The organism is Nonomuraea sp. NPDC001699, assembly GCF_053596455.1.
The window spans coordinates 43,575-67,950 of record NZ_JBSFGF010000024.1; the positions used below are offsets into that span (position 1 = coordinate 43,575).

Genomic DNA, 24,376 nt, shown 5'->3' on the forward strand with positions numbered 1-24,376 from the left:
AGAACGACCTCCAGCCAGCCCCACAGATACCAAGCCCAGAAGCCTACTCGGCTATATCCGCCCGATTTTCGGCCGTTACTACTGAGACCCCTTCGTGGACCGGGGCTGCTTTTTGAGGGTAGTTAGTGCTGAACGCACACTTCATTGCCATGGAGCGCAACGGCATTCGATCGGCTGTCGCCGACCTGACGATCATGTGATACTCCGCGCATGAAGCGCGCGGTCTTAGCGGGTCTGCTGATACTTCTCCTCCCCGCCGTCGTTCTCTCCCGCCCGGCTCAGGCAACAAGCCTCTTCGGGCCGAACGAACGGATCGTCAGCGCCTACCAGGCGGGCGAACTGTCGGTCGACGACATGATCAGGTACGGCGTGGCGTCGGTGACCGCCCCCGAGACGGTGCCCGCGCGGCTGCGCCCGACCGGCCCGCTCTCGACGAATGCCGAGACCTATCTCACCTACCTGTCAGCGATGTCGGCGAAAGCCTCCGGCGCCGCCAAGCAGGTGCTTTCACCCCCGGGACTGCGAAGTACCGGGAATTCCTTCTTCGACTGCGCGCACGACGAGCCGTACCGATTCCTGAGAAAGGACTACCACTGCTGGGCCAACGTCGATAACTTCGTCATCTTCTACAACCTCGACACCGGTGGCGGCGGCGTGCCTCCCACGCCTGCCGAGCCGAGCGGACGCCCGACCGCGATCCAGAACGCGGTCGACGCCGTCTCCATAGCGGCCAGGACATATCGCTCGATGGGATTCGAGATCTCCGACAATCCGGCGGTGCCGCACGCCATCTTCTTCGGCACCGACCAGTTCTGCGACCCCGTGCTCGACAACCTCTGCTCCCCCAAGTTGAGGAATCCGTTCGTCCTGCCGATCGGCTACAACTTCCTGCCGACGATCTTGATGCCGTCGAATCCGGTGTACTACGACTATCTGCCGCGCCACGAGCTCTTCCACGTGTTCCAGTACTCCTACTGGAAGGCAGGAAAGGTGGCTCAGGACTTCTTCCGGCAGTTCATCGACACGGACGCCTTCGGGTCGATGAACTGGTGGATGGAGGCGACCGCGGAATGGGCGGCCCATCAGACCTACCTCCGCGCCCCCTCGCACGTCCCCTATCCCTCCCAGCGCGACATGTACGCCGATCACGTGGATGACTTCCTGGCCAAACCCATGCTGGCGTTGAACGGCTGGGACGGCCTGGGCGGGCCACGCCAGTACGGCGCCTTCCTGCTGCCCCTCTACCTGACGGAACAGGTCGGCCCTGACTTCGTGCGGAGCACCTGGGAGCAGATCCGCAGCGCGGGCTCCGCCCCCATCACCGCCATCCAGGCCTCGCTCGGCGGGCGCGACTTGCGAGTGCTTCTGCACGGCTTCGCCATCGCCAACTACCGCCTGGCCGCCCCGCAGTACGGCGCGGCGGAGAACGGCTATCGCGACCCCGACGTCGCCCTGTGGCGAAGCGAACTCGAGCAGGAGCAGGCCACGGAGGGCGACTCGCTCGGCGGCGCCCGCCCGATGAGGAGCTCGAACGCCGCGTTCGTCGGCTACAACGAGGTGGCTGGCGGCGCGCTGCTGCCGGGCGGCAGCTCCTACACCGACTTCACGGCCCAGCAGGGGGCGGCGCCGGCCACGCTCACGATCAAGGGCTTCAACGTGGCGCCCGGCCAGCCGGTGCCGCGCGTCGCGTGGAGCGTCCTGGTATGGGCACAGGCGGGAGAGGGTTCCGACACGTTGTCGGCGTACCCGACGGCGGAGTACGTGCGCTCACCCGATTCCACCGGGACGGTGGAGATCGAGAACTTCCGCTATCCGATGGTGGCGACGCTGGTCAAGACCCGCCTCGACCTTCGCACCTCCTCCACGGCCGCGAGCAACGACTGGACCAACCCCTTCTGGAGCGTCGGCAACTACGTCCCGTTCCAGCGCCGCTCCTGTGCCCTACGACCGCCCGTGCTCGGGCCTCCCCAGCTGGACGCCTACCCGGTCGGCACGTTCAACGCCTACGCCGCCTCCACCCCGGACGGCTGGACCGGCGGCGACTCCACCTTCTCCATGCCCCTGCCAGGAGGCCGCACGCTCTGGCTGTTCTCCGACACCTTCCTCGGGCCGCTCAACGCCAACGGCACCAGACCAACGACCGCCAGGATCATCAACAACTCGTTCGTCCTGCAGGACGGGGACAAGCTCACCACCGTGCACGGCGGCACGGCCTCGGATCCCCGGGCGCTCCTGCCGCCGCCGGACGGCACGCACTGGTACTGGAGCGGCGACGGCTTCGTCACCGGCGACCGGCTGCAGGTGATGTTCAACAAGTACCGCCTCGAGGGCACCGGCCCGATGCCGTTCGCCTTCGACCAGAACGTGGTCGCCACGTTCTCGCTGAGCGATCTGACCAAGCCGAAGAGCGTCACCCCGCTGCCCTCGCGCGCCGGCGTGGCCTGGGGGTCGGCGATCCTGCCCGCGAGCCGCAGCGGCGACGGCTACACCTACGTCTACGGCGTGTCGGACGCGCCGATCAACAAGAAGATGAAGGTGGCCCGGGTGCGGGGCGACGACCTGCGCGTCGGCCGGTGGCAGTTCTACACCCCGTGGGGCTGGAGCGAGGTCGAGGAGCACGCCGCGGAAACGCTGAGCGGCATCGCGAACGAGTACAGCGTCACCCCGTGGCGGGGCCAGTTCCTCATGGTCAGCCAGGACAGCACGGAGGCGTTCAACGGTCTGATCAACGCCTTCACCTCGTGCGACCCGTTCGACGGCTTCACCAACAGGACTCCCGTCTACCGGATGCCCGAGCCCGGCCCGTTCGGCAGCTACCTCGACGGCGACGTCATCTCCTACAACCCGCACGTGCACTTCGAGCAGAGCACCGACGCCTCGCTGCTGATCTCCTACAACGTCAACAGCATGGACAACAGGGCCCAGCCGGACGCCGACCACTATCGCGACCCGAGCATCTACCGGCCACGCTTCATCCGGGTGGCGATCAGCTAGCCGTACTCGATCGTCGGGCGTCGCGCCGCTTCGCCGTACAGGCGGCGATCGCCAGCAGGACGAGTGCGAAAGCCAGGTAATAGGCCAGAGCCCACCACGGAGGCAGCGAAGAGGTCGAGGGCGTGAGGGCGGGCGCGGCCGGCTGGCCTGTGCCGGGATCGGGGGCGCCGATGAGGAACTGTTTGGCGACGTTGAAGGGCAACCACCGGTAGATCCCCGCCCCCACGCCGGGGACCGCCTGCACGAGCGACTCGGCGATCATGGCGTACCCCAGCAGCAGCGTCAGGACGGCGGCGGCGTGCCTGACCATCGCCCCGACACGGTGAGGTCGCGGGCGGACTGGGTCAGCCGCAGGGCCAGCCGTAGCACGCCGCCGGGGTAGTGCAGCGCACCGCCATCGCTGATTCGCTTGGTCTTGTGCGACCCGCCGCGGGCTCGCTTCTTGACGTAGGCGACGCTGATGAAGCCGCGGGCCGGGTTGACCAGGCAGTCGGCGTCCAGCTTCTTCACGTATTCGGGTTCCAGCCCCGTCTGGCAGATGAGCAGAACTAGGAACGGCACCAGGTCGGCGGACGCAAGGAACAGGCTGCTGTTCAACCGGCGGATCCCGCCCAGATGGAAAAAGCGGCGCTGCATGCGCGGTAGGCGGCGGTCGGCGGTAGTGAACGGCCGTCCCTGCGCGACGATGCGATGCAGCGCGTTCTCCGGCTGTTTCCATCCGGCAAGGTCAGGGTCTTGCCCGGTCTTGGCCAGCCGCTCGCCTTCGAGGATGCGGTCGCGGATCGCGCGGACATCGGCCAAGGCCGCCGCCTGAATGGCCTCAAAGACCGGCATGGGATAGCATCGTGGCTCGCGTACGCGACGTACGACGGAGGTGTACGACCGCTTCAAGCGGCTCGACGGAGGGGTCGACCGCTGCTTGTGTTGCTGTGGGAGGCACTGCTCATCTCTTTCGTGAGACAGGTGTGGAGCAGGCATATCTGCTGGACCTGTGAGACAAGATCAAGTGCCAAGATAAACCACGACCTCAGGCCGGACCTGGGTACAGCTGATCGGGTCACGCTGGCCGTACGGGCTGGACGCCCACCCGGGCGGCAGTGTCTGCGGCCACGGGTGACCGGCGGCGGCAGGTGTGAGCAGCGGCGCGACCTCGGCCGCGGCCTTCTTGGACAGATGGGAGGTGCGGCCGACGACCTGGAGCCGCCCGCCGGAGTCGTATCGGCCCAGCAGCAGCCCGCTCGGCCGCCGCAGCGAGCCGACGTAGCCGCCGACGACGGCTTCTGAGCTGGCCCTTCGTTTGACCTTGACCCAGCCCCGCACGCCGTAACCGTAGGTGGAACCGGTCGGCTTGCAGACCAGCCCCTCGACCCCGGCCACGTGCAAGGTCTCGTACCAGATCCGAGCCTCGGCCTCGTCGGTCGTGTGCATGCCCAGGGCGAGCACGCCGGCGGCCGGGATGGCCGCGAACAGCTCCTCCAGCAGAGCGCGACGCTCGCACAGCGGCAGGCCCGTCACGTCCCGGCCACGCACGCAAAGTATGTCGAAGGCGACGAGATGACAGGACTCGGATGTTGCGAGGGAGGCGGCACGGCGGCGCCCGGCGATGGTCCGGCGGTGCAGCGCGGTGAAGTCGAGGCGACCGGACGGCCCCCATCGGACGATCTCGCCATCGAGCACAGTGCCCGCGGGGAGGTGCTCGAACGCCCAGGCGTCCGCGGGCCCTGAGGGGATGTGGTCCACCGCCTACGACCGGTTCCGCTCCTGGGCGCTGGACGGCGTGTTCGAGCAGCTGATGCAGGCGATGATCGCCAAGGCCGCAGCTCGGGGACAGGCCGACCTCGACCCGCCCCACGCCCTCGCCGGCCGACTGGAGAATTCTCAGATCAACGCCGGCTCTTCAAGGGAAGAGGGGTCTTACCGCTACGACAGCGACTCTCCTACCTCCTGAAACTACTGCGAAATCGACGCCGCGGCGGGAAATTCGGAGAGTGAGGGTGCGGCCGGCGGGGGTTCTCCACGCCGGCCGCGGACCGGCACGACGGCCCGACAAAGCCTCGGGCGAGCCACGTGCTTGAGAGACCGCTGAAGGGCGGCCGACGGTTACTTGGCGTAGGGCTTGGGCAGGCGCATGCCGCGCTCGGCCATGATCTCCCGGACCCGGTCCGGGTAGTCGGTGATGATGCCGTCGATGCCCATGTCGATGAGGGCCGCGATGGTGGCCGGGTCGTCGCACGTCCACGGGACGACCTTCAGGCCGCGCTCGTGCGCGTCCGACACCATCTTCTCGGTGACGTAGAAGCGGAAGGCGGGATCGCTGATCGTGCCGTTCTGGGGAAAGCCGTACACCGGGGACAGGGCGGTGACACCCGGGATGCTGGCGGCGGCGCTGACGAAGTCGCCGCCGAAGTCGTCGGCGTCGATCCCGCCGAGCCAGGGGGAAGCGCCCGGCTTGCCGACCTGGAGGAAGTCGTAGTTGGTCAGGGCCACCAGCGGCCATTCCGGCGCGAGCCGGTGCATCTCCGTCAACGCGCCCCAGTCGAAGGACTGGATGGTGATCTGGTCCTCGATGCCCGAGGCGCGGATCTCCTCGAACACGCGGCGGACGAACAGCTCGCGCGGCGCGGTCTGCTGCGGCGCGCCCGCTTCGACCTTGGTCTCGATGTTCAGCTTGACCTGCTTGGCCCGGCGAGCCCTGACGAGGTTCAGCACGTCCTTGAGCTCGACCATCCGGAAGCCGTCGACCACCTCCTGTTCGGGGAAGCCGGGCAGCTGCCGGTACCCGCAGTTCATGGTCTTGATCTGGGCCAGGGTCAGGTCCTTGATGAACTTGCCGACGTAGGGGAACATCGGGTCCCCAGGGGTGAGGGGCGCGGTGTCCTGGCACTTCTGGGCGCTGATCTGCCGGTCGTGGTTGACCACCACCTTAAGGTCCTTGGTCACATGGGTGTCCAGCTCAAGGGTGCTGACCCCGAGGCGCAGGGCCTTGGTGAACCCCTCAAGTGACTCCTCGGTCGTCATGCCGAGGCCGCCGCGGTGGGCTTGCAAGTCGAAGTGGGTCTTTTGGGGCAGCACGCCGGGGCCGCCGGTCGTCGAGGCGTGGGCGGCGGCCGGAGCGGCGAGCACGGAAACGAAGGCCAGACTTGCCAGGGCATGGCGACAATGCACGGGATGTTCCGCTCTGTAAGGTGTGAAATGACCTTGGCGAGGCTAGAGGCCCGTCCGCCCTTCGCTGCGGCGACAGCATGATGAGGTCATGAACGTTCGCAGAACGCCCAGGAACGCCGGTTTCCTCTCAAAGGCCGCGAGTACGGCGGGTGGGCTCGCGCCGAGGACGTTACCTTGATCAACTGTTTGTGTCGGGCACGATCGCGGGAGACGGTCTTCGCGCACCCCGTTCACTCTCTGGCCACCATCGCCGGCCACTGGCGACCGGAGCTCCTGCCCGGTGACCCTCTGGCCGTCCCGGCCCCGTCGATGCGGTGCTGCCGGCCACCGGCTACCGGCCGAACCTGCCCCATCTCACCGACCTCGGCGCACTAGCCGTCATCGACCCCGTACAAGGTCGACGAGGACAAGATCTTCGAGGCCGGTCTGGAGATGATCATTGAGGGGATCGCGTTGAAGCCGCACGGACCAGGAGAACGGCCCATCCGTGACGGACCAGGGCGCATCGCGTGGCTATGCGGAACCGTCCTCAAGCTCGAAGAGCTCGGTCAGTACGCCGCGCAGCGCCGGTCGGCCGTCGTCACGCCGCCAGGCCGCGCGCAGGTCGACGTCGTGCGGCGCGTCGAGCGGGACGAACACCACGTGCGGGTCGGTCACGTTCCGTGCCACCGAGGCCAGGGTCAGGTGGCAGCCCACCTCCGCGCTGACCAGCGCCAGCGCGGTCTGGGTGTCGGGAGCGACCTGCGCGATGTCGGCGACGAAACCGGCGGCGTGGGCGAGCCGCCGCAACCGGTCGGGCAGCACGGCTCCGTCGTGCGGCGGCAGCGAGACGAAGGGCTCCCCGGCGAGCTGCCCGGCCTCCAGCCGGTCGGCGCCGGCGAGCCGATGGGTGGCGGGGAGCGCGACGACCAGCGAGTCCGGCATCACCACCTGTGCGGCGACATCGGCGGGGATCACGTCCCATCGGCCGAAGGCGATGTCGGTCTCACCCTGGACCAGCTTGCGCATCGCCGGCTGCGCGAAGTTCTGGCTCGACAGCTCCAGTTCGATGCCGGGCCGCCGTGAGCGTACCGCTCGTGCCAGTCGCGCCACGAGCGGGTGGGTCGACACACCGGCGAACGCGATCCGGACCAGCCCGACCTCGCCGTCACCGGCGGAACGCGCCGCCTCCTGCGCGCGCCGCAGAGCCGTCAGGACGTCCTTGGCCGGCCCCAGAAGCGCATGCCCGCTCGCGGTGAGGCTGACCGACCGGGTGTTGCGATCGAACAGCCGCGTCCCCAGTTCCCGCTCCAGCTGCTTGATCGTGCGGCTCAACGGCGGCTGCGCGACGTGCAGTCGTTCGGCGGCGCGGCCGAAATGCAGCTCCTCGGCCACGGCCAGGAAGCACCGCAGCTGCTGCAGCTCCACCGCCGGCTCCTTCCCGCCGCGATTTTTGCGCTCAAGGTATCAGAGCAGGACTCATCAAGTATTGGACTGGTCTCAATCGGTGGGGAACGGTAGTCCGTATGTACACCGGCAATCCCGACGTGCCCGACGACGTCTTCGCGGACGTCCTCTGCCAGATCAAGGACTTCGTACGCGCCCGTGTCATGCCGCGCGAGCTGGAGATCATGAACACCGACGCCGTCCCCGCCGACCTGCGCGAGCAGGCCGCGCGGATGGGACTGTTCGGGTACGCGATCCCGCAGGACTGGGGCGGGCTCGGTCTCGACCTCGTCCAGGACGTCGAGGTCGCCATGGCGCTGGGATACACGTCGCTGTCGCTGCGGTCGATGTTCGGCACGAACAACGGCATCGCCGGACAGGTCCTGGTCGGCTTCGGCACCGCCGAGCAGCAGGCCCGATGGCTGCCCGGCATCGCCTCCGGCGAGATCGTCGCCTCTTTCGCGCTCACCGAGCCCGGCGCCGGCTCCAACCCGGCCGGTCTGCGGACCACCGCCACGCCGGACGGCGAAGGCTGGGTCATCGACGGAGACAAGCGGTTCATCACCAACGCCACCGAGGCCGGCCTGTTCGTGGTGTTCGCCCGCACCCGGCCGGCGTCGGACTCCGGTACGGGCATCGCGGTGTTCCTCGTGCCCGCCGACGCGCCGGGAATCCAGGTCGGCGCGAAGGACGCCAAGATGGGGCAGGAGGGCTCGCGTACGGCGGACGTCACCTTCTCGCAGGTCCGCGTAGGCCCGGACGCGCTGGTCGGCGGGGACGAGGAAGCCGGGTACAAGGCGGCGATGACGTCGCTGGCCCGGGGCCGGATCCACATGGCGGGCCTGGCCGTCGGCGCCGCGCAGCGGGCACTGGACGAATCGGTCGCCTACGCGGCCACCGCGACCCAGGGCGGCACGCCGATCGGGGACTTCCAGCTCGTACAGGCCATGATCGCCGACCAGCAGACCGGCGTCCTTGCCGGCCGCGCCCTCGCCCGCGAGGCCGCGCGGCTGTACGTGACCGGCGAGGACCGCCGGATCGCACCCTCGGCCGCGAAGCTGTTCTGCACCGAGATGGCGGGCAAGGCCGCCGACCTGGCGGTCCAGATCCACGGCGGCAGCGGCTACATGCGCGACGTCGCGGTTGAGCGCATCTACCGCGACGTCCGGCTGATGCGCCTGTACGAGGGCACCAGCGAGATCCAGCGCCTCATCATCGGCGGCGGCCTCGTACGCGCCGAGAGAAGGAAGCGGTCATGACCCGCCCACTCGACGGCTTCACCGTCGTCGCCATCGAGCACGCCGTCGCCGCACCGCTGGCCACCCGCCACCTCGCCGACCTCGGCGCGCGCGTGATCAAGGTCGAACGTGTCGACGGCGGCGACTTCGCCCGCCGCTACGACCACGCCGTACACGGCACCGGCGCGCACTTCGTCTGGCTCAACCGCGGCAAGGAGTCGATCGCCGTCGACCTCAAGACCCCGGAGGGATGCGACGTGGTCCGGCGGCTCGTCGCGAAGGCCGACGTCTTCCTGCAGAACCTCGCCCCTGGAGCCGTGGAGCGCCTCGGCCTCGGCGACCTCCGCTCCCGGCGGCCCGAGCTCGTCGTGGTGAACCTGTCCGGGTTCGGTACGGGCGGGCCGATGGAACAGCGCAAGGCGTACGACATGCTGATCCAGGCCGAGGCCGGGCTCATCGCGATCACCGGCACGCCGGAGACCCCGGTGAAGACCGGCATCCCGACCGCCGACATCGCCAGTGGCATGTACTGCGCGCAGGCCGTGCTCGCGGCACTGCTACGCCGCGCCCGCACCGGCGAGGGCGCGACGATCGAAGTCTCGATGTTCGAAGCCACCGTCGAGTGGATGGGCTACGCCCTCTACACCCAGATGTACGCCGGGACACAGCCGGAGCGGATGGGGCTGAGCCACAGCTCGATCGCCCCGTACGACGCGTTCCCCACCCGCGACGGCCAGATGCTGATAGGCGTCCAGAACGACGCCGGCTGGCGAACCCTCGTCACCTCCGTCCTGGACGCCCCCGAGCTCGCCGACGACCCGCGTTTCGCCACGAACGTCCTGCGGGTGCGCAACCGCGCCGAGTGCGACGCCGCGATCGCGGCCCGCACGTCCTGCCGGCCCACGGCCGAGTTGGACGCCCGGCTCGCCGCGGCTGGCATCCCCGCCGCCCAGCTCAAGGACGTCGACCAGGTCGTCGATCACCCCCAGCTGCGCGCCCGCGACCGCTGGCGCACGATCGGCACGGAGCACGCCCAGGTGGACGCCCTCCTGCCGCCGGTGACGTTCACCGATGTCGAAGCGCGTATGGGCGACGTCCCCGCACTCGGCCGGCACACCCGCGCGTTGCTCGAAGAACTCGGCCTGGACCCCGACGACCTCATCGCCCGCGGCATCGCGGCGCAGGGCCACGCATGAACGCCCTCGCCGTCGACGAACGCGACGACCGCGTCGTCGTCACGCTGAACCGTCCGGCCGCCCGCAACGCGATCAACGCGGCGATGATCGAGGAACTGCACGCCGTCTGCGCCCTGCTCGAACGCCGGCCCCGGCTCCTGCTGCTCACCGGCGCGGGTGGCGTGTTCGCCGCCGGCGCCGACATCGCCGAACTACGCGCCCGCGGCCGGGACGAAGCCCTGCAAGGCATCAACAGCAGGCTCTTCGACCGCATCGCCCGGCTTCCGATGCCCACCGTCGCCGCGGTGGACGGCTACGCGATCGGCGGCGGCGCCGAGCTCGCCTACGCCTGCGACCTCAGGCTGGCCACCCCGGCCACCGTGTTCGCCAACCCCGAACCCGGCCTGGGCATCCTCGCCGGAGCCGGCGCCTGCTGGCGGCTGGCCGAACTGGTCGGCACTTCCGTCGCCAAACAGGTCCTGCTGGCCGGCCGACGACTGGACGCCGAAGCCTGCCTCGCGTTCGGCCTCGTCACCGAGGTCGTCCCGACCGGCGAGCTGCTCCATGCCGCGCATCGGCTGCTGGACCGGATGACCGGGTGGTCGCCCGCGGCGCTGCGGCTGACCAAGCTGGTCCTCGACGCCCCCGGCGCACACCCGTTGGCGGACGACCTGGCCCAGGCCGTCCTGTTCGAGACCGAGGACAAACACCACCGCATGACAGAGTTCCTGGAACGGAGACGAACGTGACGACAGTGCGAATGCCCACGACGGTCGGTGTGATCGGCGGTGGCCGGATGGGCGCCGGGATCGCACAGGTCTTCGCCGTCGCGGGTGCCGCCGTGTGCGTGGTGGAGACCGGCGACGTCACGGCGACACGTCTGCGCCTGGCCGACGGCCTGGCCAAGGCGGCCGAGCGGGGGAAGCTCCCCCATGCTCCGGAGCTCGTACTGGACCGGGTGCGCGTCGTCGACAACGTCGCCGGGTTGCCGCCGTCCGCCGAGCTGGTCGTCGAAGCCGTGCCGGAAGAGCCGGCACTCAAGGTGGACGTCCTGGCCCGCGCGGAGAGAGCGGTCGGCGATCAGACGGTGCTGGCCAGCAACACCAGCTCGTTGTCCATTGCCGAACTCGGCGCCGCTCTCCAGCGCCCGGCCCGCTTCCTCGGGACGCACTTCTTCAACCCCGTCCCGGCCTCCAGGCTGGTCGAGGTCGTCACCGCGCCCGAGACGGCCGCCGACGTCGTCGAGCGCGTCCGTGCCTGGGTGCGCGGCCTGGACAAGACCGACGTCGTCGTACGGGACTCGCCGGGCTTCGCCACGAGCCGCCTCGGCGTCCTGCTGGGTCTCGAAGCGATCCGCATGCTCGAAGAAGGCGTCGCCGACGCCGAAGCGATCGACAACGCGATGGAACTCGGCTACCGCCACCCGATGGGGCCGCTGCGGTCGACCGACCTGGTCGGGCTCGACGTGCGCCTCGCGATCGCCGAATACCTGCACGCCAAGCTCGGGGACCGGTTCGCGCCCCCGCAACTGCTGCGCGACAAGGTCGCCGACGGACAGTTGGGACGCAAGACCGGCCAAGGCTTTCACCACTGGGATTGAGGTCAGACGGCAGCGGCGGCGTCCAGGCCAGGGTCCGTCCGATGCGGTGCCGTGGCCGACCAGCCCCGCCGACGACACCGCCGGCTCTGGCCAAGGCCGGCGCCTTCGACAGCCTCGGCCATCACCGCCAGGCCCTGGTGGCGGTGCACGAGCAGGCCGTCGACGCGGTCGTCGACCTCAAGCGCAACGAGGCCCACGGCCAGGACTCGCTGTTCGGCGAGCCCGGCCGGAGCAGCGCGTTCTCGACCGCGATCCCGCAGGGGGAGTGGGATCGCGCCACCCTGCTCGCCTTCGAACGCGAAATGCTGGGCCTGTACGTCAGCAGCCATCCGCTCGACGGAGTCGAACACGTCCTGGACGCCAACCGCGACACCACCATCGCCGAGCTGCAGTCCTCCGGGCGGCAGGACGCGACCGTCCGCGTCAGCGGCATCGTCTCCGGTCTGCAGCGCAAGATCACCAAGCAGGGCAGCCCCTGGGCGATCGTCACCCTCGAAGACCACGACGCCGCCGTCGAGTGCCTCATCTTTCCCAAGACCTACACCCTGTACGGCGAAGCGCTCGCCGAGGACCAGGTGATCTCCGTGCGCGGACGAGTCAACGTCCGGCTGCACCGCCAAGGAGCCAAAGGGCTGCTGCTGAACCTGCGGCCCTTCCAGGTCACCCTCGAGCCGGCCTTGTACAGCGAAGTCAAGGCGCTGCTCGGCCCCGGCGCCATTTGGGAGGACTGAATCAAGTGGTGCGGTAGGCCCCGGCATCGCATGGACGAGCGGAGGTCATCCGTTCATGAGAGAATCGGACCGTGGAGCAGCCTGGACGTGTTGCTGTCATCGGGGTGGGCGTTCTCGGAGCCTGTGTGGGCTGGAGTTTGGCACGGCACGGCGTCAAGGTCGTCTTCCTCGACGCGGGCCGGCCGGGTGAAGGGGTCACCGACTGGTCGTTCTCGTGGGTCAACGCCAGTGCCAAGACCGCGAGCAGGCCCTACTTCGACCTGAACGTCGCGAGCATGGCGGCGTACCGCGAGCTTGCCGGGATCATCGGGCCTGACCCATGGTGGCACCCCGACGGCCACCTGCGCTGGGCGGACGACCCCGCGGCGGAGGCGAGCCTCCTGGAAACGGCCGGGTTGCTGGCCGGCTGGGGCTACCGGGCCGAGGTGCTCACGGGAGCCGAGGTACGCCGCCACCTCGAACCCGCGCTCACAGTGTCCGACGAGGTTCCGGTCGTGTTCTTTCCCGACGAGGCCTGGGTGCACGGACGCCATCTCGTCGGCCGCCTGGTCGGTGAGGCCGTCGCGACCGGCGCCGAGCACCGGTTCGGCACCACGGTCCACGACGTCGGCACCGGCGCCGACGGCAGCGTACGGACCGTCGCCCTGTCCGACGGCAGCCGTCTCGACGTCGACGTCGTCGTGAACGCCGCGGGACCCGGCGCCGCCCACGTCGCCGGGCTCGTCGCGCGGCACCTGCCGATGCGCCGGGAGCCCGGCCTCGTCACCCGGATCGAGTGTGCTCAGGTGCCGATCCGCCGGACCATGCACGCGCCTCGCGTCGCGATCCGTCCTGACGGAGACGCTTCGGTGGTCCTCCACAGCCGCGAGGTCGACGCGCTCATCGACACCGGCGAGGATCCGGCGGCGCTCCAGCGGCTGCTCCACGAATCGGCGCGGTACGTCGTTCCCGGGTTCGTGGACTCCCGCATCGTCGGGACACGGGTGGTCGACCGGCCCATCCCGGGCGATGGATACCCCTCGGTGGGAGCGGTGCCTTCCGTGCCGGGCTACTACGAGGCCGTCTCCCACAGCGGCATCACGCTCGGGCCGGTGATCGGCCGGCTGCTCGCGTCGGAGATCGTCAGTGGGAGGAGGGACGAGACGCTCGCCGACTTCCGCCCGGAACGGTTCTCCCATGACCACCCGGCAAGTTGACGGTACGACCTCTTCGGCATCGTGCCCAGCCTCACACTGCTGGACTGCAGCTTCTTCTGCAGGCGGTTCACAACATCTCGGTGAGCGCGTCGAGGTCGGCCAGGCGTCCGGCCGGGTCGAGGCGGGCCGCCACGGCGACCAGCAGCAGCTCGGTGACGGCGATCTGGTGCGCGAGCGGCGCGATCGGCCCGGCGGCCTCGCGCGGCAGCCTGATCAGCACCTCTGCCCGTGTCGCGAGCGGCGACTCCCAGGCGTCGGTGATCAGCGCCAGCCGCGCCCCGCGGGCGCACGCGGCCTCGGTGAAGCGGGCCGTCGTGGGGGAGTAGCGCCGGAAGTCGTACGCGACCACGGCCGCAGAACCGCCCAGGTCGAGCAGCGTACGGGCACGCGCGGACGCCGAGTCGGGCACCCGATGCGCCCCCGGACGCAGGCCGGCGAGCTGCCTGATCAGGTATTCGGCGGCCAGCTCGCTGATCGGCCCGCCGAGCGCCCAGACCGACGTGGCTCCGGCCAGCAGGTCGCCGACGGCGTCGAGCAGGGGCTCGGTGACGGCGGCGAGGGTGCTGTCGAGCCCGGCACGCAGGTCTTCGGCGGCCCGCTGGGTGCCGGGCGGACGGGCGACGAACTCGCGTAGGCGCGACCGGTCGCGTACGCCGTCGCGCACGGCCGCCTGGAACCCGGCGAATCCCGCGTACCCGAGCCGGTCGAACAGCCGGGAGGCGGTCGGCGGGCTGACCCCGGCACGCTCGGCGAGCGCGCGCAGCGAGCCGAGCGCGGCGAAGGGGTGGTCGTCGAGCAGCGCACGAACGACGGCCCGCTCGCCCGGTGGCAGCTCGGGGTAGACCGCGCTGAGCCGGTTCGTCACCGGATCCTCATCCATGCTGACAAATGTTACACATGGCGGAGAACATGAAACGAATGTTACGGTCGCCGGTATGAGTTCCTGGAACGGACTGATCGACAGCGGGTACCGGCGCTGGCTCCCGGTCACCCCCGACACGCCCGCCGTCTCGCTCAACGAGGGCAACACCCCGCTGCTGCGCTCGGCGCACCTGTCCGCGGTGACCGGCTGCGAGGTATGGCTGAAGATCGAGGGCGCCAACCCCACGGGGTCGTTCAAGGACCGCGGGATGACCGTGGCGATCAGCAGGGCCGCCGAGGCCGGGGCCGAGCTGGCCGTGTGCGCCTCCACCGGCAACACCAGCGCCTCGGCCGCCGCCTACGCCGCGCGCGCCGGGCTGACGGCCGCCGTGCTCGTGCCGAAGGGGCGGGTCGCGCTCGCCAAGCTGGGGCAGGCGGTCCGTTACGGCGCGCGGATCGTCGAGATCGACGGCACGTTCGACGACTGCCTGCGCGTCGCCCGCGAGCTCGCCGCCCACCACCCGATCGCGCTGGTCAACTCGGTCGGCAACGAGCTGCGGCTCGCGGGGCAGCGCACGGTCGCCTACGAGATCGTCGACGCGCTCGGCGACGCGCCCGACATCCACTGCCTGCCGGTCGGCAACGGCGGCAACATCACCGCCACCTGGGGCGGCTACCGGGCCTACGAGCAGGAGGGGCTGTCCGGCCGGTCGCCGCGCATGTGGGGCTTCCAGGCGGCGGGGGCCGCGCCGCTCGTCCACGGCACGCCGGTCGCCGATCCCGAGACCGCGGCGAGCGCGATCCGCGTCGGCAGCCCGGCCACCTGGGACGGAGCCCTCGACGCCCGCGACTCGTCCGGCGGGCTGATCGCCGCGGTGACCGACGCGCAGATCTTCGAGGCGTACGAGCTGGTCGCGCGGCGCGACGGCGTCTTCGCCGAGCCCGCCTCGGCCGCCGGGATCGCCGGCCTCCTCGACCAGCACGCCCGGGGCAACCTCGCGCCGGGCCGGCGGATCGTGATCACGCTGAGCGGCAACGGCCTGAAAGACCAGGACGCCTCCCTGCGCGGCGGCTACACCGCCACGGAAACCAGTTCGGCCACCTCGGCCGTGGCCCAGGCCCTCGGCCTCGCCGCCTGATCCCAGGCATGTCCCATGCGTTGACGAGGTCCAGAAGACTCCAACGACAGGGGTTCACTGACCTGGGCGAATTCCGCTTCCGCTGGTCTGGGGCCTTTCGAGGATTTCGTGGTACTCGGGTGGCGGGGCGGCCCCGGCCGGCATCGCCGGGGCCTACGAGAGGCAGGCCCCGGCTCCCTGGGACGCTATCCCGCCGGCTCGACGACGGTGACCACGTGCTCGGTGCTCGTTCCCTTGACGGTCGAGCTCCCGACCAGCGTGACGGTGTAGGTGTGCTTCCCGGCCGTGGCCGGCGTGTCGGTGAAGGCGAACGTCCCGTCGGGGGCGGCGGCCAGTTTCTGACCCCTGGTGGTGACGGTGCCGTCCGGTGCGACGGCCCTGCGGCTGACGGTGACCGTCGTGCGCGGGTAGACGACGCCCTCGGCGGCAAAGGTGCCTCTGAACTCCAGCAGCTCACCGACGGCGCCCGTCGCGGGCCCTGTCACGGTGAGTGCCGGTTCGTACCTGGCCACCGCGACGGTCGCCGTCGCGTAGGCCCCGTAGTACCAGGAGTTGCCCGGCCAGGACAGGCGATATCTGAACGCCCCGAGGCCCGGTGGGGTGTCGGTGAACTCGTAGGTCCCGTCGGCCGCTGTGGTGACCTCCCGGAAGGGCCGGTCGGTGCCGTCGGGGAGCCAGCTGTACAGTTCCAGCGTCTGCGCGCCGGGGGTCGCCCCGGTGCTGAGCGTGAGTCGTCCGCTGATGGTCAGCGGCTTGAGCGCGTTCGCCTCGGCGGGCGCCGTCAGGGTCAGGGTCGAGGAGTGGTAGGGCGCGGGCGGCAGCCGCCAGAGGTGCATGCGCCCGGTGCCGGGCTCCTTCAGCACCGCGAAGGTGTAGATGCCGTAGAAGCCGATGCTGCCCGGCACCAGCGCCTTTCCCTGGTGGCCGGCCGTGTAGATCACCTCTCTCGTGGTCGCGTCGTAGACCACGAGCTCCGCCGCGTCACCCGCGGCGGAGTTCCAGCCGCCCACGACGTAGTAGCCGTCCTCGCTGGCCGCGACGGTGGCGGCCAGGTCGTGCCCGGCCGGCCCCTTCTGGTCGAAGGCGTGGGCCCGGTCGAAGGTCGTGGTGTCCCAGGCGTCGAAGCGGTGGGCGCCGGACGGCACTGGCAGCACCGCCGACCCTTGGTAGGCGAGGGCCAGGTCCTCCAGGGGCGGCAGCCCGTCCGCGTCGCCGACGATCTCGCCGACCGGGTTACCCGGGTCGCGGTTGACGTCGTACAGCCTGACGGTGGCGGGGCTGACTCCCGGCTCGGACACGGCGAGGAAGGCGCCGGCGACCGCGACCAGCGGAGGCAGGGTCGTGGCCGGCCCGACCTTGACGAGGGTGGGGGTCGCCCGCACCTCGAACGCGACGACCCCTCCCTCGCCCGCCCCGCCGCAGCCGTATCCGATCCACAGCCGGTTGTGGGCCTGCGCCAGCGTGGACGGGCACGGATACGCGGAGAGATCGATGCGCCGGGTGACGGCGACCGTGGCGGTGTCGATCTCGATCACCTCATGCGTGCCACTCAGCGTCGCGTACACCTTCCTGGCGCCGTCCGGCGCGGACAGGGCGGTGACTCCCGACAGGCCGCCGATCGTGGTGACGGCCTCGCCGTCCAGGTCCGTGACCACGATCCGGTCGTCGGCGGCGACGAAGACCCTGCCGTGGCCGGTCACCAGGTCCCCGCCCTTGCCCGCGACCCCGAGGTCGGCGACGAGGTCGGCGGCCGCGGCGGCGGGGGCTGGGGCGGCGAGCAGGCTCGCCGCCAGGAGCAGGGACCCGGCCGAGGCGACTAATCGGCCGATGCGTTCAGAGGCTGATGGACGCACATGCACTCCGTTCCGAAAGACGATCTCCATTCTTCGAACGTATATTCGCATATTGCGGCATCGCCGTGAAGGGCTGGTCGTAAGGCCGTGTAGTCAAGGTCCTGGCGGCGGAGTCCGGTGGCCGCAGCCCGGGCGCAAGCTGCAGGACATCGCGTGCCGGGCCCCGAACCGCTGGCGCCGCAACGCGCGACACACCAGGTCCTCACCGTGATCCGCCGATCCTGCGGCGCGTCACCAACGGCGAATACTCGGCCGAGTACTACACCGGCTTCCGCCGCCACCGGTGCGACCTCATCGAAGACTCGCATCCGGCCCGGATGGGCCTGGTCGACCCCGCCGCCTTCCGCGCCGCCCTGCTCGCCCCGCAGCGCGACCCCTCCGACGTCGCCGTCCCACAGATGCAGACGCTGGCCTGCGGGACATGGCTACCCGCCACGGACCCTGAACACCCGCAGACGCTGGCGGCTCAACACCACCGCGGCCACCATCCTGCGCGCCCTGCCGGCCGGCACCACCCCAGAGCGGTGGTCCATCCCGGTGCGGGGGACGAGCACAGGCGGGTTGCACCGGGCAATCGCGGGTCAGCGCTGCATGTCGATGATGAGCTTCCCGCGGACTCCGCCGGCTTCGAGTCGCCGGTGAGCCTCTGTGACGTCGCCGATCGGGTAGACGGTGTCGATCACAGGGCGGATGCTGCCCGCCTCGGCGGAGGCGGTGAGCTCGGCGATCCGCGCGGGGGAGGGGTTGTTGCTGAAGAGTTTCATGCGCCTGGGCGAGAGGGCGGCTCGCAGTCCCGTGGTGACCATGGAGGCCAGGATGCGGTCCTGGTCGAAGGCGAGCGCGACCATGCGTCCACCCCGGGTGAGCCGGGACCGGTAGGCCCCGAGGTCGGTGCCCACGACGTCGAGGATCACATCGTAATGACCGAGGTCCCGCGGCCGGGTCGTGCGGTAGTCCAGGGCCGCGTCGGCGCCGAGTTCGGTGACCCAGCCGAGATTGCGTGCGCCGGCGAGCGCGGTGACGTGGGCGCCGAGCGCCTTGCCCAGTTGCACGGCGATGCTGCCGACGCCGCCCGTGGCGCCGCGGACCAGGAGCCGTTCACCGCCGGCCAGGCGGGCCTTGTCGGTCAGGGCGGTCAGGGCGGTGGTGCCCGACGAGGGCAGGGCGGCGGCGTCCAGCAGGCTCAGGTTCTCGGGTGCTCGGGCGAGCCGCTGTTCGGGGACGGTGACGTAGTCGGCGATGGCGCCGAAGGCGAAGTGCGGCATCAACCCCCACACCTCCTCCCCCTCTCTCCAGGCGTGCACTCCGGAGCCCAGGGCCGCGATGCGGCCGGTGAAGTCGCCTCCCAGGCCGCGGGGGAAGCGGGCTCGGGCGACGCCGCGGAGTCTGCCTGCGCGGAAGGCGAGTTCTCCGGCGTCCACGCTCGCGGCGCGGACCTCGACGAGCACCTCTCCCGGCCCGGGCTCCGGCGTGGGCACGTCGTTGACGCGCAGCACCTCGGGAGGGCCGAAACGGGTGTATTGGACGGCACGCATGATCTCTCCCAGTCGTTCCGAACATAAGTGGGCTGGCGGCCCACTTACGGTTCGGCTACTCTAACCGGAGCGCCAGCCCACTTGTCAAAAACCTGGAGGAGGCCATGCCCCACACCACCCGGCGACGGCCCCTGCGTGCGGACGCCCAGCGCAACTACGACCGCATCGTCAGCGCGGCCCGGGACGTCTTCGCACGTGACGGCGCCGGCGCCGCCCTGAAGGAGATCGCCCGTCAAGCCGGGACGGGATCGGCGACGCTGCACCGCCTCTTCCCCTCCCGTCGAGCTCTGCTCGAAGCCGTCTTCCACGACCGCGTCGAGGAGTTGTGCGCCATGGCGGCACAACGCGCCGAGGAGAGCGAGCCGGGCCCCGCGCTCCTGGCCTGGCTGGGGGACCTCAACACCTACGCGGGCACCAGTCGCGGTCTGGCCGCCTCGCTGCTGCACGACGGCCGGGATGCCGACCTGCTGGAGCAGAACGAGGGCTGCCAGGCGATGATCACAGATGCGGCGCGCGAACTCCTGCGACGAGCACAACAAGCAGGCGCCGTACGCCCAGGGATCCGCGCCGAGGACCTGCTCGCGCTCATCAACGCCATCTCACTGGCCACCGAGCATCACGAGGACGACGATCAGGGAGACCGGCTGCTGGACATCGCGATCAAGGGCATCAGCGGCCGGCCGGCATGACGGATCAGGTGGGTCCGCACCCGGCCGGGGCGCAGGGTGTCAGTGGCGCATGGCACTGTGACGTCCATGAAGGTGAGCGTGCGTGAAGCCGTCCTCGACGCCGGACGGGCCCTTGACCTACCCGAGCCGGTGGCCGAGGCGTTCATCCGCCTCCTGCGCCCCTGTGTCTACCTCTGCCCCCATGACGAACTGCCGGAAGAGCTGAAGAAGAATGCCCGTCCGGCCGCTCGGGCCCTCGGGCTTCCCCATCTGCCCGAGGACCTGGAACTGCCCTCATACGTGCCGCACGTGGTGACCATCGACTGCGCCGCCCTACCCGCCGGCGTCCTCGACATCGACTTTCCCGCCGACGGCCACCTGGTCGTCCTCGCCGAGATCACCGACCTCGACGAAGGCGTCATCGTCCACCTGCCGCCAGGCACCGAGACCGTCGAACGCCACACGCAGGCGAAGGCTCACGAGTCGTTCCCGCTCTACGCGGTTCCTGGCACCACCTGGTCTGCCGATCTCCGCTGGTCCGACGTTGCGGAAGCGGCCGACTACGCCGAGGGGGACGCCGAGCGGGCCCGCCTGGTGGCCAAGTTCATCGATGACATAGGGGAGATTCCCGACGTCCGATGGAGATTTGACATCCAGCTCGGCGGCTACTCCCGCGCCTGGCACAACCCGGTGGAAGAGCGCGGGAAGGTGCTGTTCGCCTCCATCCCGGAAAGTGCGCTCTTCGGGGACGGCTGCATCACCCTCATCTCGGGGACCCGGGAGCAGATCGCGGAGTTCCGCTACAACGAGCTCGATTTCGACGTCGAGTGCTGACTTCCAAGTCGTGGGCTCAACCAGGCTGATCAAACATGCGGTCAGCGGCGGACGACGCGACGACCGCGCCGTTGCAGCCGTACGGTTCACGAACCTTGCGCCAAGGACGCGGAGGCGGCCTTGAGGAGGGTTTCGGCGGCGGCGGTGCGGGCGTAGAGGACGGAGCGACCGGCGCGATGCGCGCTGACCAGGCCCGCGTCGCGCAGCGCGGTGAGATCGCGGGAGACCCCGGACGCGGAGAGCCCGGTGCGGCGGGCCAGTTCGGTGGTGGAGGCCGGGGCCGGTGAACGCCGAAGGGATCAGCAGCAGCCCAGGGCCCGCTGCCTCCCGGGGCAGGGGTGAGGTGGCGAGGTCGAGCGCCTCGCGGGCCGCCGCCAGGGCGGTGGGGTCATCCTCGCCGACCAGTTCTTCGGCGTAGGCGGCGAGGAAGTGGCTGCGTGCCTCCGGGGCCAGGTCGGTGTGCTTGAGCAGGCGGCTCAGCCTGTCGACGATGGGCCGGTCCACCGTCCCGTACTCGCGGGACTGCCATGGTGCCGGCTCGGTCCAGGCCGTGAACGCGGCGATCATCAAGTCGTCGCGTCCCCGGGACTCGGCGTACTCGACGGCCCGCAGGCGGGTCTGGCGCGCGGCAGGCAAGGCGCCGGACCGGATCCGCGCCCGCAGCAGCCTGCCAGACAGGTCTATGCGCTCCTCCGGATCGTCGAGTTCGCGACCGCGTCGATGAGGAGATCGGCCGGCACGACCTGCCCGCGCGCCGCCACCAGCAACGCCGGCACGCCCCGCTGCCCGAGGCCCGCCCAGGGGCACGGGCTCGCCGCAGACCTCGGCCCCGAACGAGCCCAGCACCCGGACGAAGACCATGATCCGCACATCCCGCGTGGACGTTCCAAATCGCTTCCAAATGCCTTCCAAACACCCAGGAGCAGCCTGAACACATCGCAACCGACGAAGGAGCGGGAACAGATGAGCGTCAACACCCAGGACATGGAGATCGTCCACCGCGTGCTCCGCCGTGAGTCACGGCTGCTGGTGGAGCTCGTCGCGGCCGTCGCCCCGGGTGACACCGCTCGCGCCAAGGTGATCGCCGGCCACTTCCGCGTCTACCGGCTGGGCCTGCACAACCACCACGAGGGCGAGGACGAGCTGCTGTGGCCGCCGCTGCTGTCCCGGGTGGACCTGGAGGCCGACATCGTCCTGCGCATGCAGGCCCAGCACGAACGCGTCGCGGCCACCCTGAGCAGGCTGGACGCCGCGCTCCCCGCCTGGGAGGCCACCGCGGGCGCCGACGAACGCGACACCCTGGCGGCCGCCCTCTACGAGCACCGCGCGGTCCTGCTGGAACACCTCGACGACGAGGAGGCCACCCTCCTCCCGCTCGCGGCCAAGCACATCACCCAACAGGAGTGGGCCTCCCTGGGCGACCACCTGGTGAACAACACCCCCAAGCTCACCCTGCTCACGCTCTTCGGCGCCGTCCTGGAGGACGCGAACCCGGCCGAGCGCGCCCTCGTCCTCGGCGGCCTGCCCGCCCCGGTCCGCGCCATCTGGCACGTCATCGGCCGCCCCCGCTACGCCCGCCACATCCGCCGCGTCCGCGGCTGAACCCTGCCCGTCCGAACAACCAAGGAGAACGACCATGTCGCTGAAGAAGCTCAACACCGTCCTGGCCGCCGTCGTCGTCCTGTTCACCCTCTACCTCGGGTTGTCCTTCGTCCTGCCCCTAGGGACGACCTTCCCGGGGCTGGCGAACTGGCCCTCGGACGGCAGCGGCTTCTCCATCGTGAAGGGCAGCCGCGAGATCGGGATGGGCCTGGCCATGGGCATCCTGCTGGTGACAGGCCACCGCCGCCCGTTGGGCTGGGTCCTGCTGATGACGGCCGTCACCCCGTTCGGCGACATGGTCAACGTCCTGGCCCACCACGGATCCACGGCCGCCGCGCTCGGCGTCCACGGCCTGACCGCGGCGCTGATCGCGGTCACGGGGTTGCTGATCCTCCGGGAGACCAGCACCACCCCGGCGACCGCCGCGCAGCGCGCCTGACCTCCGCATTCTCTGACAACTCGAAAAGGGAGACGACAATGACGATCAACGATCTGCGCGGTGTCCTGAAGGGCCGCGTGCTCCTGCCCGGTGACGACGGCTTCGAACAGGCGGCCACCGCGTGGAATCTCACCGTCAGGCAGCCGGTGGCGGCCGTGGCGGAGGCCGCGGACGCCGACGATGTGGCGGCGCTCGTGCGTCACGCGCGGCGGGCAGGTATGACGGTGACCGCGCAGCCGAGCGGGCACGGCGCCTCGGGTGACGTGGACGGCCTGATCCTGTTGCGTACCGGCCTGCTGAACGAGGTGGAGATACGCGCCGAGGAGCGCGTGGTCCGGGTGGGCGCGGGTGTGAAGTGGGGGCAGGTGCTGGCGGCGGCCGGTCCGCTGGGTCTGACCGGCCTGTCCGGCAGCGCGCCGGGGGTCAGCGTGACCGGCTACACGCTGGGCGGTGGGGTCGGCTGGTTCAGCCGCAAGCACGGCTTCGCCTCCGACAGCGTCCGGGCCTTCGACATCGTGGACGCCGACGGCGAGCCGGGCCGGGTGACCGCCGAGTCCGACCCCGACCTGTTCTGGGCCCTGCGCGGCGGTGGCGGCGACTACGCGATGGTGACCGCCCTCGAACTCGACCTGTATCCCGCTCCGGCCCTGTACGGCGGGCGCGTGATCTGGCCGGAGCACCGCACCAGGGAGGTGTACGACGCGTTCCTGGAGATCACCGCCGAGGCGCCGCGTGAACTCAGCGTCTGGATCAACCGGTTCCAGCCGCCCGGCGCGCCGCCGATGGTGACGCTGGATCTGGCCTACCTGGGCGAGGCGGCTCAGGCTGAGGAGCTGCTGGTGCGCGTCGACAAGATCGGAGGCGCGGTCTTCGACAGCCGAGGCGTCGTCCCGGTCGCCGAACTGGGTGGCATCGCCGCCGAGCCGACCGATCCGGCCCCGTCCATCACTCGTGCGGAGCTGCTCACCGGCCTGGACGCGGACGCGGTGGAGCTGCTGCTGGCCAAGCCGGTCGAACCGCTCATCAACGTGCAGATCAGGCACCTGGGCGGGGCGCTGGCCGAGCCGGGCGGCGCGGCCGGTGCGAGCGGCGCGGTGGCGGAGCCGTACCTGCTCGGACTGGTGGGTCTCGGCCTGCCGCACACGGCCGACGCGACCCGCGCCAAGCAGGCCGAGATCGTGGCCGACCTGGACGCCTACATCGGCGGCCGCAAGCCGTACACCTTGCTGTCCCCCGGTGACACGGCGGCGCAGTCCTTCTCCGGCGGCACGCTCGCGCGGCTGCGGGAGATCAAGCGGGCCCGCGACCCGCACAACGTGTTCCGCGCGAACTACCCGGTGCTCGGATAGATCGGCTCCCAGCAGGTCATGGCCCCTCCGCCCGCCACGGCGGCGGGGCCGTACCGCACCCGCTCCCGCTCCACCGACAGCGCGGCCGGCAACGTCACCGCGGACGCCTGCGAACCGCGCGCACGGCGCCGCAGATGCGACGGCAACTCGACCGCAGCCCGCGCCCGCCAGCACCAAGGCATGGAACAACGAGGACGCGCAGGCCCTGGTGGCACGGTCCGGCCGGTGGCCCGCACCACCGCCTTGGCGATCACACAGCAGCGCGAGTGGTCGTCGACGCCGGTCACCACCTTGACCTCTCGCCCGTCAGCCGGCAGCACGCCACTGACGACGTCCGTCTGCCACAACTCCATCGGCGCCTCACGCCGCCAACGGCGCAAGACCCTCGCACCCGGCTCGACCAGCCCGTGACGCACCAGCGCCCGATGCACGCCACGGCGCCCGGCCTCGTGCGCCAGCCGGACCGGTCCCCAGCGCGCATGCTGACGCCGGAACTCACACACCAGTACCTCCACCTCCGCCCGCATCTGCGACGGAGACGAACGCGGCCGCCGCGAACGGTCCACCAGCCC

The 24,376-nt window shown here is 70.5% G+C and carries 23 protein-coding genes and 1 pseudogene; 14 read left to right on the forward strand and 10 right to left on the reverse strand.

Going from position 1 to position 24,376, the window contains the following annotated elements:
* The first annotated feature begins 210 nt into the window (after nt 1-210).
* Entirely contained in the window at nt 211-2,994 is a 2,784-nt protein-coding gene (locus tag ACWCSU_RS42745) for a hypothetical protein (protein ID WP_449942276.1), read from the forward strand.
* Here the strand turns inward: ACWCSU_RS42745 and ACWCSU_RS42750 are convergent.
* From ACWCSU_RS42750 to ACWCSU_RS42760, 3 genes are all read right to left on the reverse strand, one after another.
* Nucleotides 2,987-3,304 carry a hypothetical protein gene (locus tag ACWCSU_RS42750; RefSeq protein ID WP_357710913.1) on the reverse strand — a complete coding sequence of 106 codons (318 nt, stop codon included), beginning with the start codon at nt 3,302-3,304 and terminating at the stop codon, nt 2,987-2,989. The genes ACWCSU_RS42745 and ACWCSU_RS42750 overlap by 8 nt on opposite strands.
* The gene (locus tag ACWCSU_RS42755; protein WP_449942277.1) at nt 3,277-3,828 is read right to left on the reverse strand and encodes a hypothetical protein; all 552 of its coding nucleotides are present in this window, start codon (nt 3,826-3,828) and stop codon (nt 3,277-3,279) included. The genes ACWCSU_RS42750 and ACWCSU_RS42755 overlap by 28 nt, the downstream gene beginning before the upstream one ends.
* Before the next feature lie 168 nt (nt 3,829-3,996).
* Nucleotides 3,997-4,734, reverse strand: a complete 738-nt coding sequence (locus ACWCSU_RS42760; protein WP_449942278.1) for an ATP-dependent DNA ligase — start codon at nt 4,732-4,734, stop codon at nt 3,997-3,999.
* Here ACWCSU_RS42760 and ACWCSU_RS42765 point away from each other — a divergent pair.
* Nucleotides 4,724-4,942, forward strand: coding sequence for a hypothetical protein (locus tag ACWCSU_RS42765; RefSeq protein WP_449942279.1), 219 nt, complete (start codon nt 4,724-4,726; stop codon nt 4,940-4,942). The genes ACWCSU_RS42760 and ACWCSU_RS42765 overlap by 11 nt on opposite strands.
* Before the next feature lie 152 nt (nt 4,943-5,094).
* Here ACWCSU_RS42765 and ACWCSU_RS42770 read toward each other — a convergent pair whose 3' ends face one another.
* Entirely contained in the window at nt 5,095-6,117 is a 1,023-nt protein-coding gene (locus ACWCSU_RS42770) for a glycerophosphodiester phosphodiesterase family protein (RefSeq protein ID WP_449942280.1), read from the reverse strand.
* 555 nt (nt 6,118-6,672) lie between these two features.
* Nucleotides 6,673-7,566: a LysR substrate-binding domain-containing protein gene (locus tag ACWCSU_RS42775; protein WP_357708110.1), complete on the reverse strand. Its 894-nt coding sequence runs from the start codon at nt 7,564-7,566 to the stop codon at nt 6,673-6,675.
* Nucleotides 7,567-7,664: 98 nt separating this feature from the next.
* On the opposite strand from ACWCSU_RS42775, the gene ACWCSU_RS42780 reads away from it, so the two are divergent.
* The 6 genes from ACWCSU_RS42780 to ACWCSU_RS42805 all read left to right on the forward strand — a co-directional run bounded on the left by ACWCSU_RS42780 (nt 7,665) and on the right by ACWCSU_RS42805 (nt 13,524).
* Nucleotides 7,665-8,843, forward strand: coding sequence for an acyl-CoA dehydrogenase family protein (locus ACWCSU_RS42780; RefSeq protein WP_449942281.1), 1,179 nt, complete (start codon nt 7,665-7,667; stop codon nt 8,841-8,843).
* Entirely contained in the window at nt 8,840-10,018 is a 1,179-nt protein-coding gene (locus ACWCSU_RS42785) for a CaiB/BaiF CoA transferase family protein (RefSeq protein WP_449942282.1), read from the forward strand. The genes ACWCSU_RS42780 and ACWCSU_RS42785 overlap by 4 nt, the downstream gene beginning before the upstream one ends.
* Nucleotides 10,015-10,746: an enoyl-CoA hydratase/isomerase family protein gene (locus tag ACWCSU_RS42790; RefSeq protein WP_449942283.1), complete on the forward strand. Its 732-nt coding sequence runs from the start codon at nt 10,015-10,017 to the stop codon at nt 10,744-10,746. The genes ACWCSU_RS42785 and ACWCSU_RS42790 overlap by 4 nt, the downstream gene beginning before the upstream one ends.
* Nucleotides 10,747-10,757: 11 nt before the next feature.
* Nucleotides 10,758-11,597, forward strand: a complete 840-nt coding sequence (locus ACWCSU_RS42795; RefSeq protein WP_449942354.1) for a 3-hydroxyacyl-CoA dehydrogenase family protein — start codon at nt 10,758-10,760, stop codon at nt 11,595-11,597.
* Between the two features lie 41 nt (nt 11,598-11,638).
* Nucleotides 11,639-12,328 carry an OB-fold nucleic acid binding domain-containing protein gene (locus tag ACWCSU_RS42800; RefSeq protein ID WP_449942284.1) on the forward strand — a complete coding sequence of 230 codons (690 nt, stop codon included), beginning with the start codon at nt 11,639-11,641 and terminating at the stop codon, nt 12,326-12,328.
* Between the two features lie 71 nt (nt 12,329-12,399).
* Complete coding sequence (locus tag ACWCSU_RS42805) at nt 12,400-13,524, forward strand: NAD(P)/FAD-dependent oxidoreductase (RefSeq protein ID WP_449942285.1); 1,125 nt, start codon at nt 12,400-12,402, stop codon at nt 13,522-13,524.
* Nucleotides 13,525-13,591: 67 nt separating this feature from the next.
* Here ACWCSU_RS42805 and ACWCSU_RS42810 read toward each other — a convergent pair whose 3' ends face one another.
* A complete protein-coding gene (locus ACWCSU_RS42810) occupies nt 13,592-14,404 on the reverse strand; it encodes a MurR/RpiR family transcriptional regulator (protein ID WP_449942286.1) in 813 nt (270 codons plus the stop codon).
* Between the two features lie 55 nt (nt 14,405-14,459).
* On the opposite strand from ACWCSU_RS42810, the gene thrC reads away from it, so the two are divergent.
* Nucleotides 14,460-15,524 carry a threonine synthase gene (gene thrC, locus ACWCSU_RS42815; RefSeq protein WP_449942287.1) on the forward strand — a complete coding sequence of 355 codons (1,065 nt, stop codon included), beginning with the start codon at nt 14,460-14,462 and terminating at the stop codon, nt 15,522-15,524.
* Between the two features lie 185 nt (nt 15,525-15,709).
* Here thrC and ACWCSU_RS42820 read toward each other — a convergent pair whose 3' ends face one another.
* Together ACWCSU_RS42820 and ACWCSU_RS42825 are read right to left on the reverse strand one after the other, a co-directional pair.
* Nucleotides 15,710-17,377: a hypothetical protein gene (locus tag ACWCSU_RS42820; RefSeq protein ID WP_449942288.1), complete on the reverse strand. Its 1,668-nt coding sequence runs from the start codon at nt 17,375-17,377 to the stop codon at nt 15,710-15,712.
* A 581-nt stretch (nt 17,378-17,958) separates the two neighbouring features.
* The gene (locus tag ACWCSU_RS42825) at nt 17,959-18,912 is read right to left on the reverse strand and encodes an NAD(P)-dependent alcohol dehydrogenase (RefSeq protein ID WP_449942289.1); all 954 of its coding nucleotides are present in this window, start codon (nt 18,910-18,912) and stop codon (nt 17,959-17,961) included.
* 104 nt (nt 18,913-19,016) lie between these two features.
* Here ACWCSU_RS42825 and ACWCSU_RS42830 point away from each other — a divergent pair, with 104 nt between their 5' ends.
* On the forward strand, nt 19,017-19,601 hold the full coding sequence (locus ACWCSU_RS42830; protein ID WP_449942290.1) for a TetR/AcrR family transcriptional regulator: 585 nt from the start codon (nt 19,017-19,019) through the stop codon (nt 19,599-19,601).
* 78 nt (nt 19,602-19,679) lie between these two features.
* Nucleotides 19,680-20,414 (forward strand): hypothetical protein, encoded by a 735-nt coding sequence (locus tag ACWCSU_RS42835; protein WP_449942291.1) that lies wholly within the window; start codon nt 19,680-19,682, stop codon nt 20,412-20,414.
* Between the two features lie 86 nt (nt 20,415-20,500).
* On the opposite strand, the pseudogene ACWCSU_RS42840 reads toward ACWCSU_RS42835, so the two are convergent.
* Nucleotides 20,501-20,698, reverse strand: a pseudogene (locus ACWCSU_RS42840) (helix-turn-helix domain-containing protein); the annotation flags it as partial.
* A 679-nt stretch (nt 20,699-21,377) separates the two neighbouring features.
* Between ACWCSU_RS42840 and ACWCSU_RS42845 the strand changes: the two are divergent.
* Genes ACWCSU_RS42845 through ACWCSU_RS42855 form a run of 3 tightly spaced genes read left to right on the forward strand, consistent with a single transcriptional unit; the run spans nt 21,378 to nt 23,804 of the window.
* Nucleotides 21,378-22,016, forward strand: a complete 639-nt coding sequence (locus ACWCSU_RS42845; RefSeq protein ID WP_364100634.1) for a hemerythrin domain-containing protein — start codon at nt 21,378-21,380, stop codon at nt 22,014-22,016.
* A 34-nt stretch (nt 22,017-22,050) separates the two neighbouring features.
* Nucleotides 22,051-22,455, forward strand: coding sequence for a DUF4267 domain-containing protein (locus tag ACWCSU_RS42850; protein ID WP_449942292.1), 405 nt, complete (start codon nt 22,051-22,053; stop codon nt 22,453-22,455).
* A 38-nt stretch (nt 22,456-22,493) separates the two neighbouring features.
* Nucleotides 22,494-23,804 (forward strand): FAD-binding protein, encoded by a 1,311-nt coding sequence (locus tag ACWCSU_RS42855; protein WP_449942293.1) that lies wholly within the window; start codon nt 22,494-22,496, stop codon nt 23,802-23,804.
* On the opposite strand, the gene ACWCSU_RS42860 is transcribed toward ACWCSU_RS42855, so the two are convergent.
* The gene (locus tag ACWCSU_RS42860) at nt 23,786-24,157 is read right to left on the reverse strand and encodes a hypothetical protein (RefSeq protein ID WP_449942294.1); all 372 of its coding nucleotides are present in this window, start codon (nt 24,155-24,157) and stop codon (nt 23,786-23,788) included. The genes ACWCSU_RS42855 and ACWCSU_RS42860 overlap by 19 nt on opposite strands.
* Between the last annotated feature and the right edge of the window lie 219 nt (nt 24,158-24,376).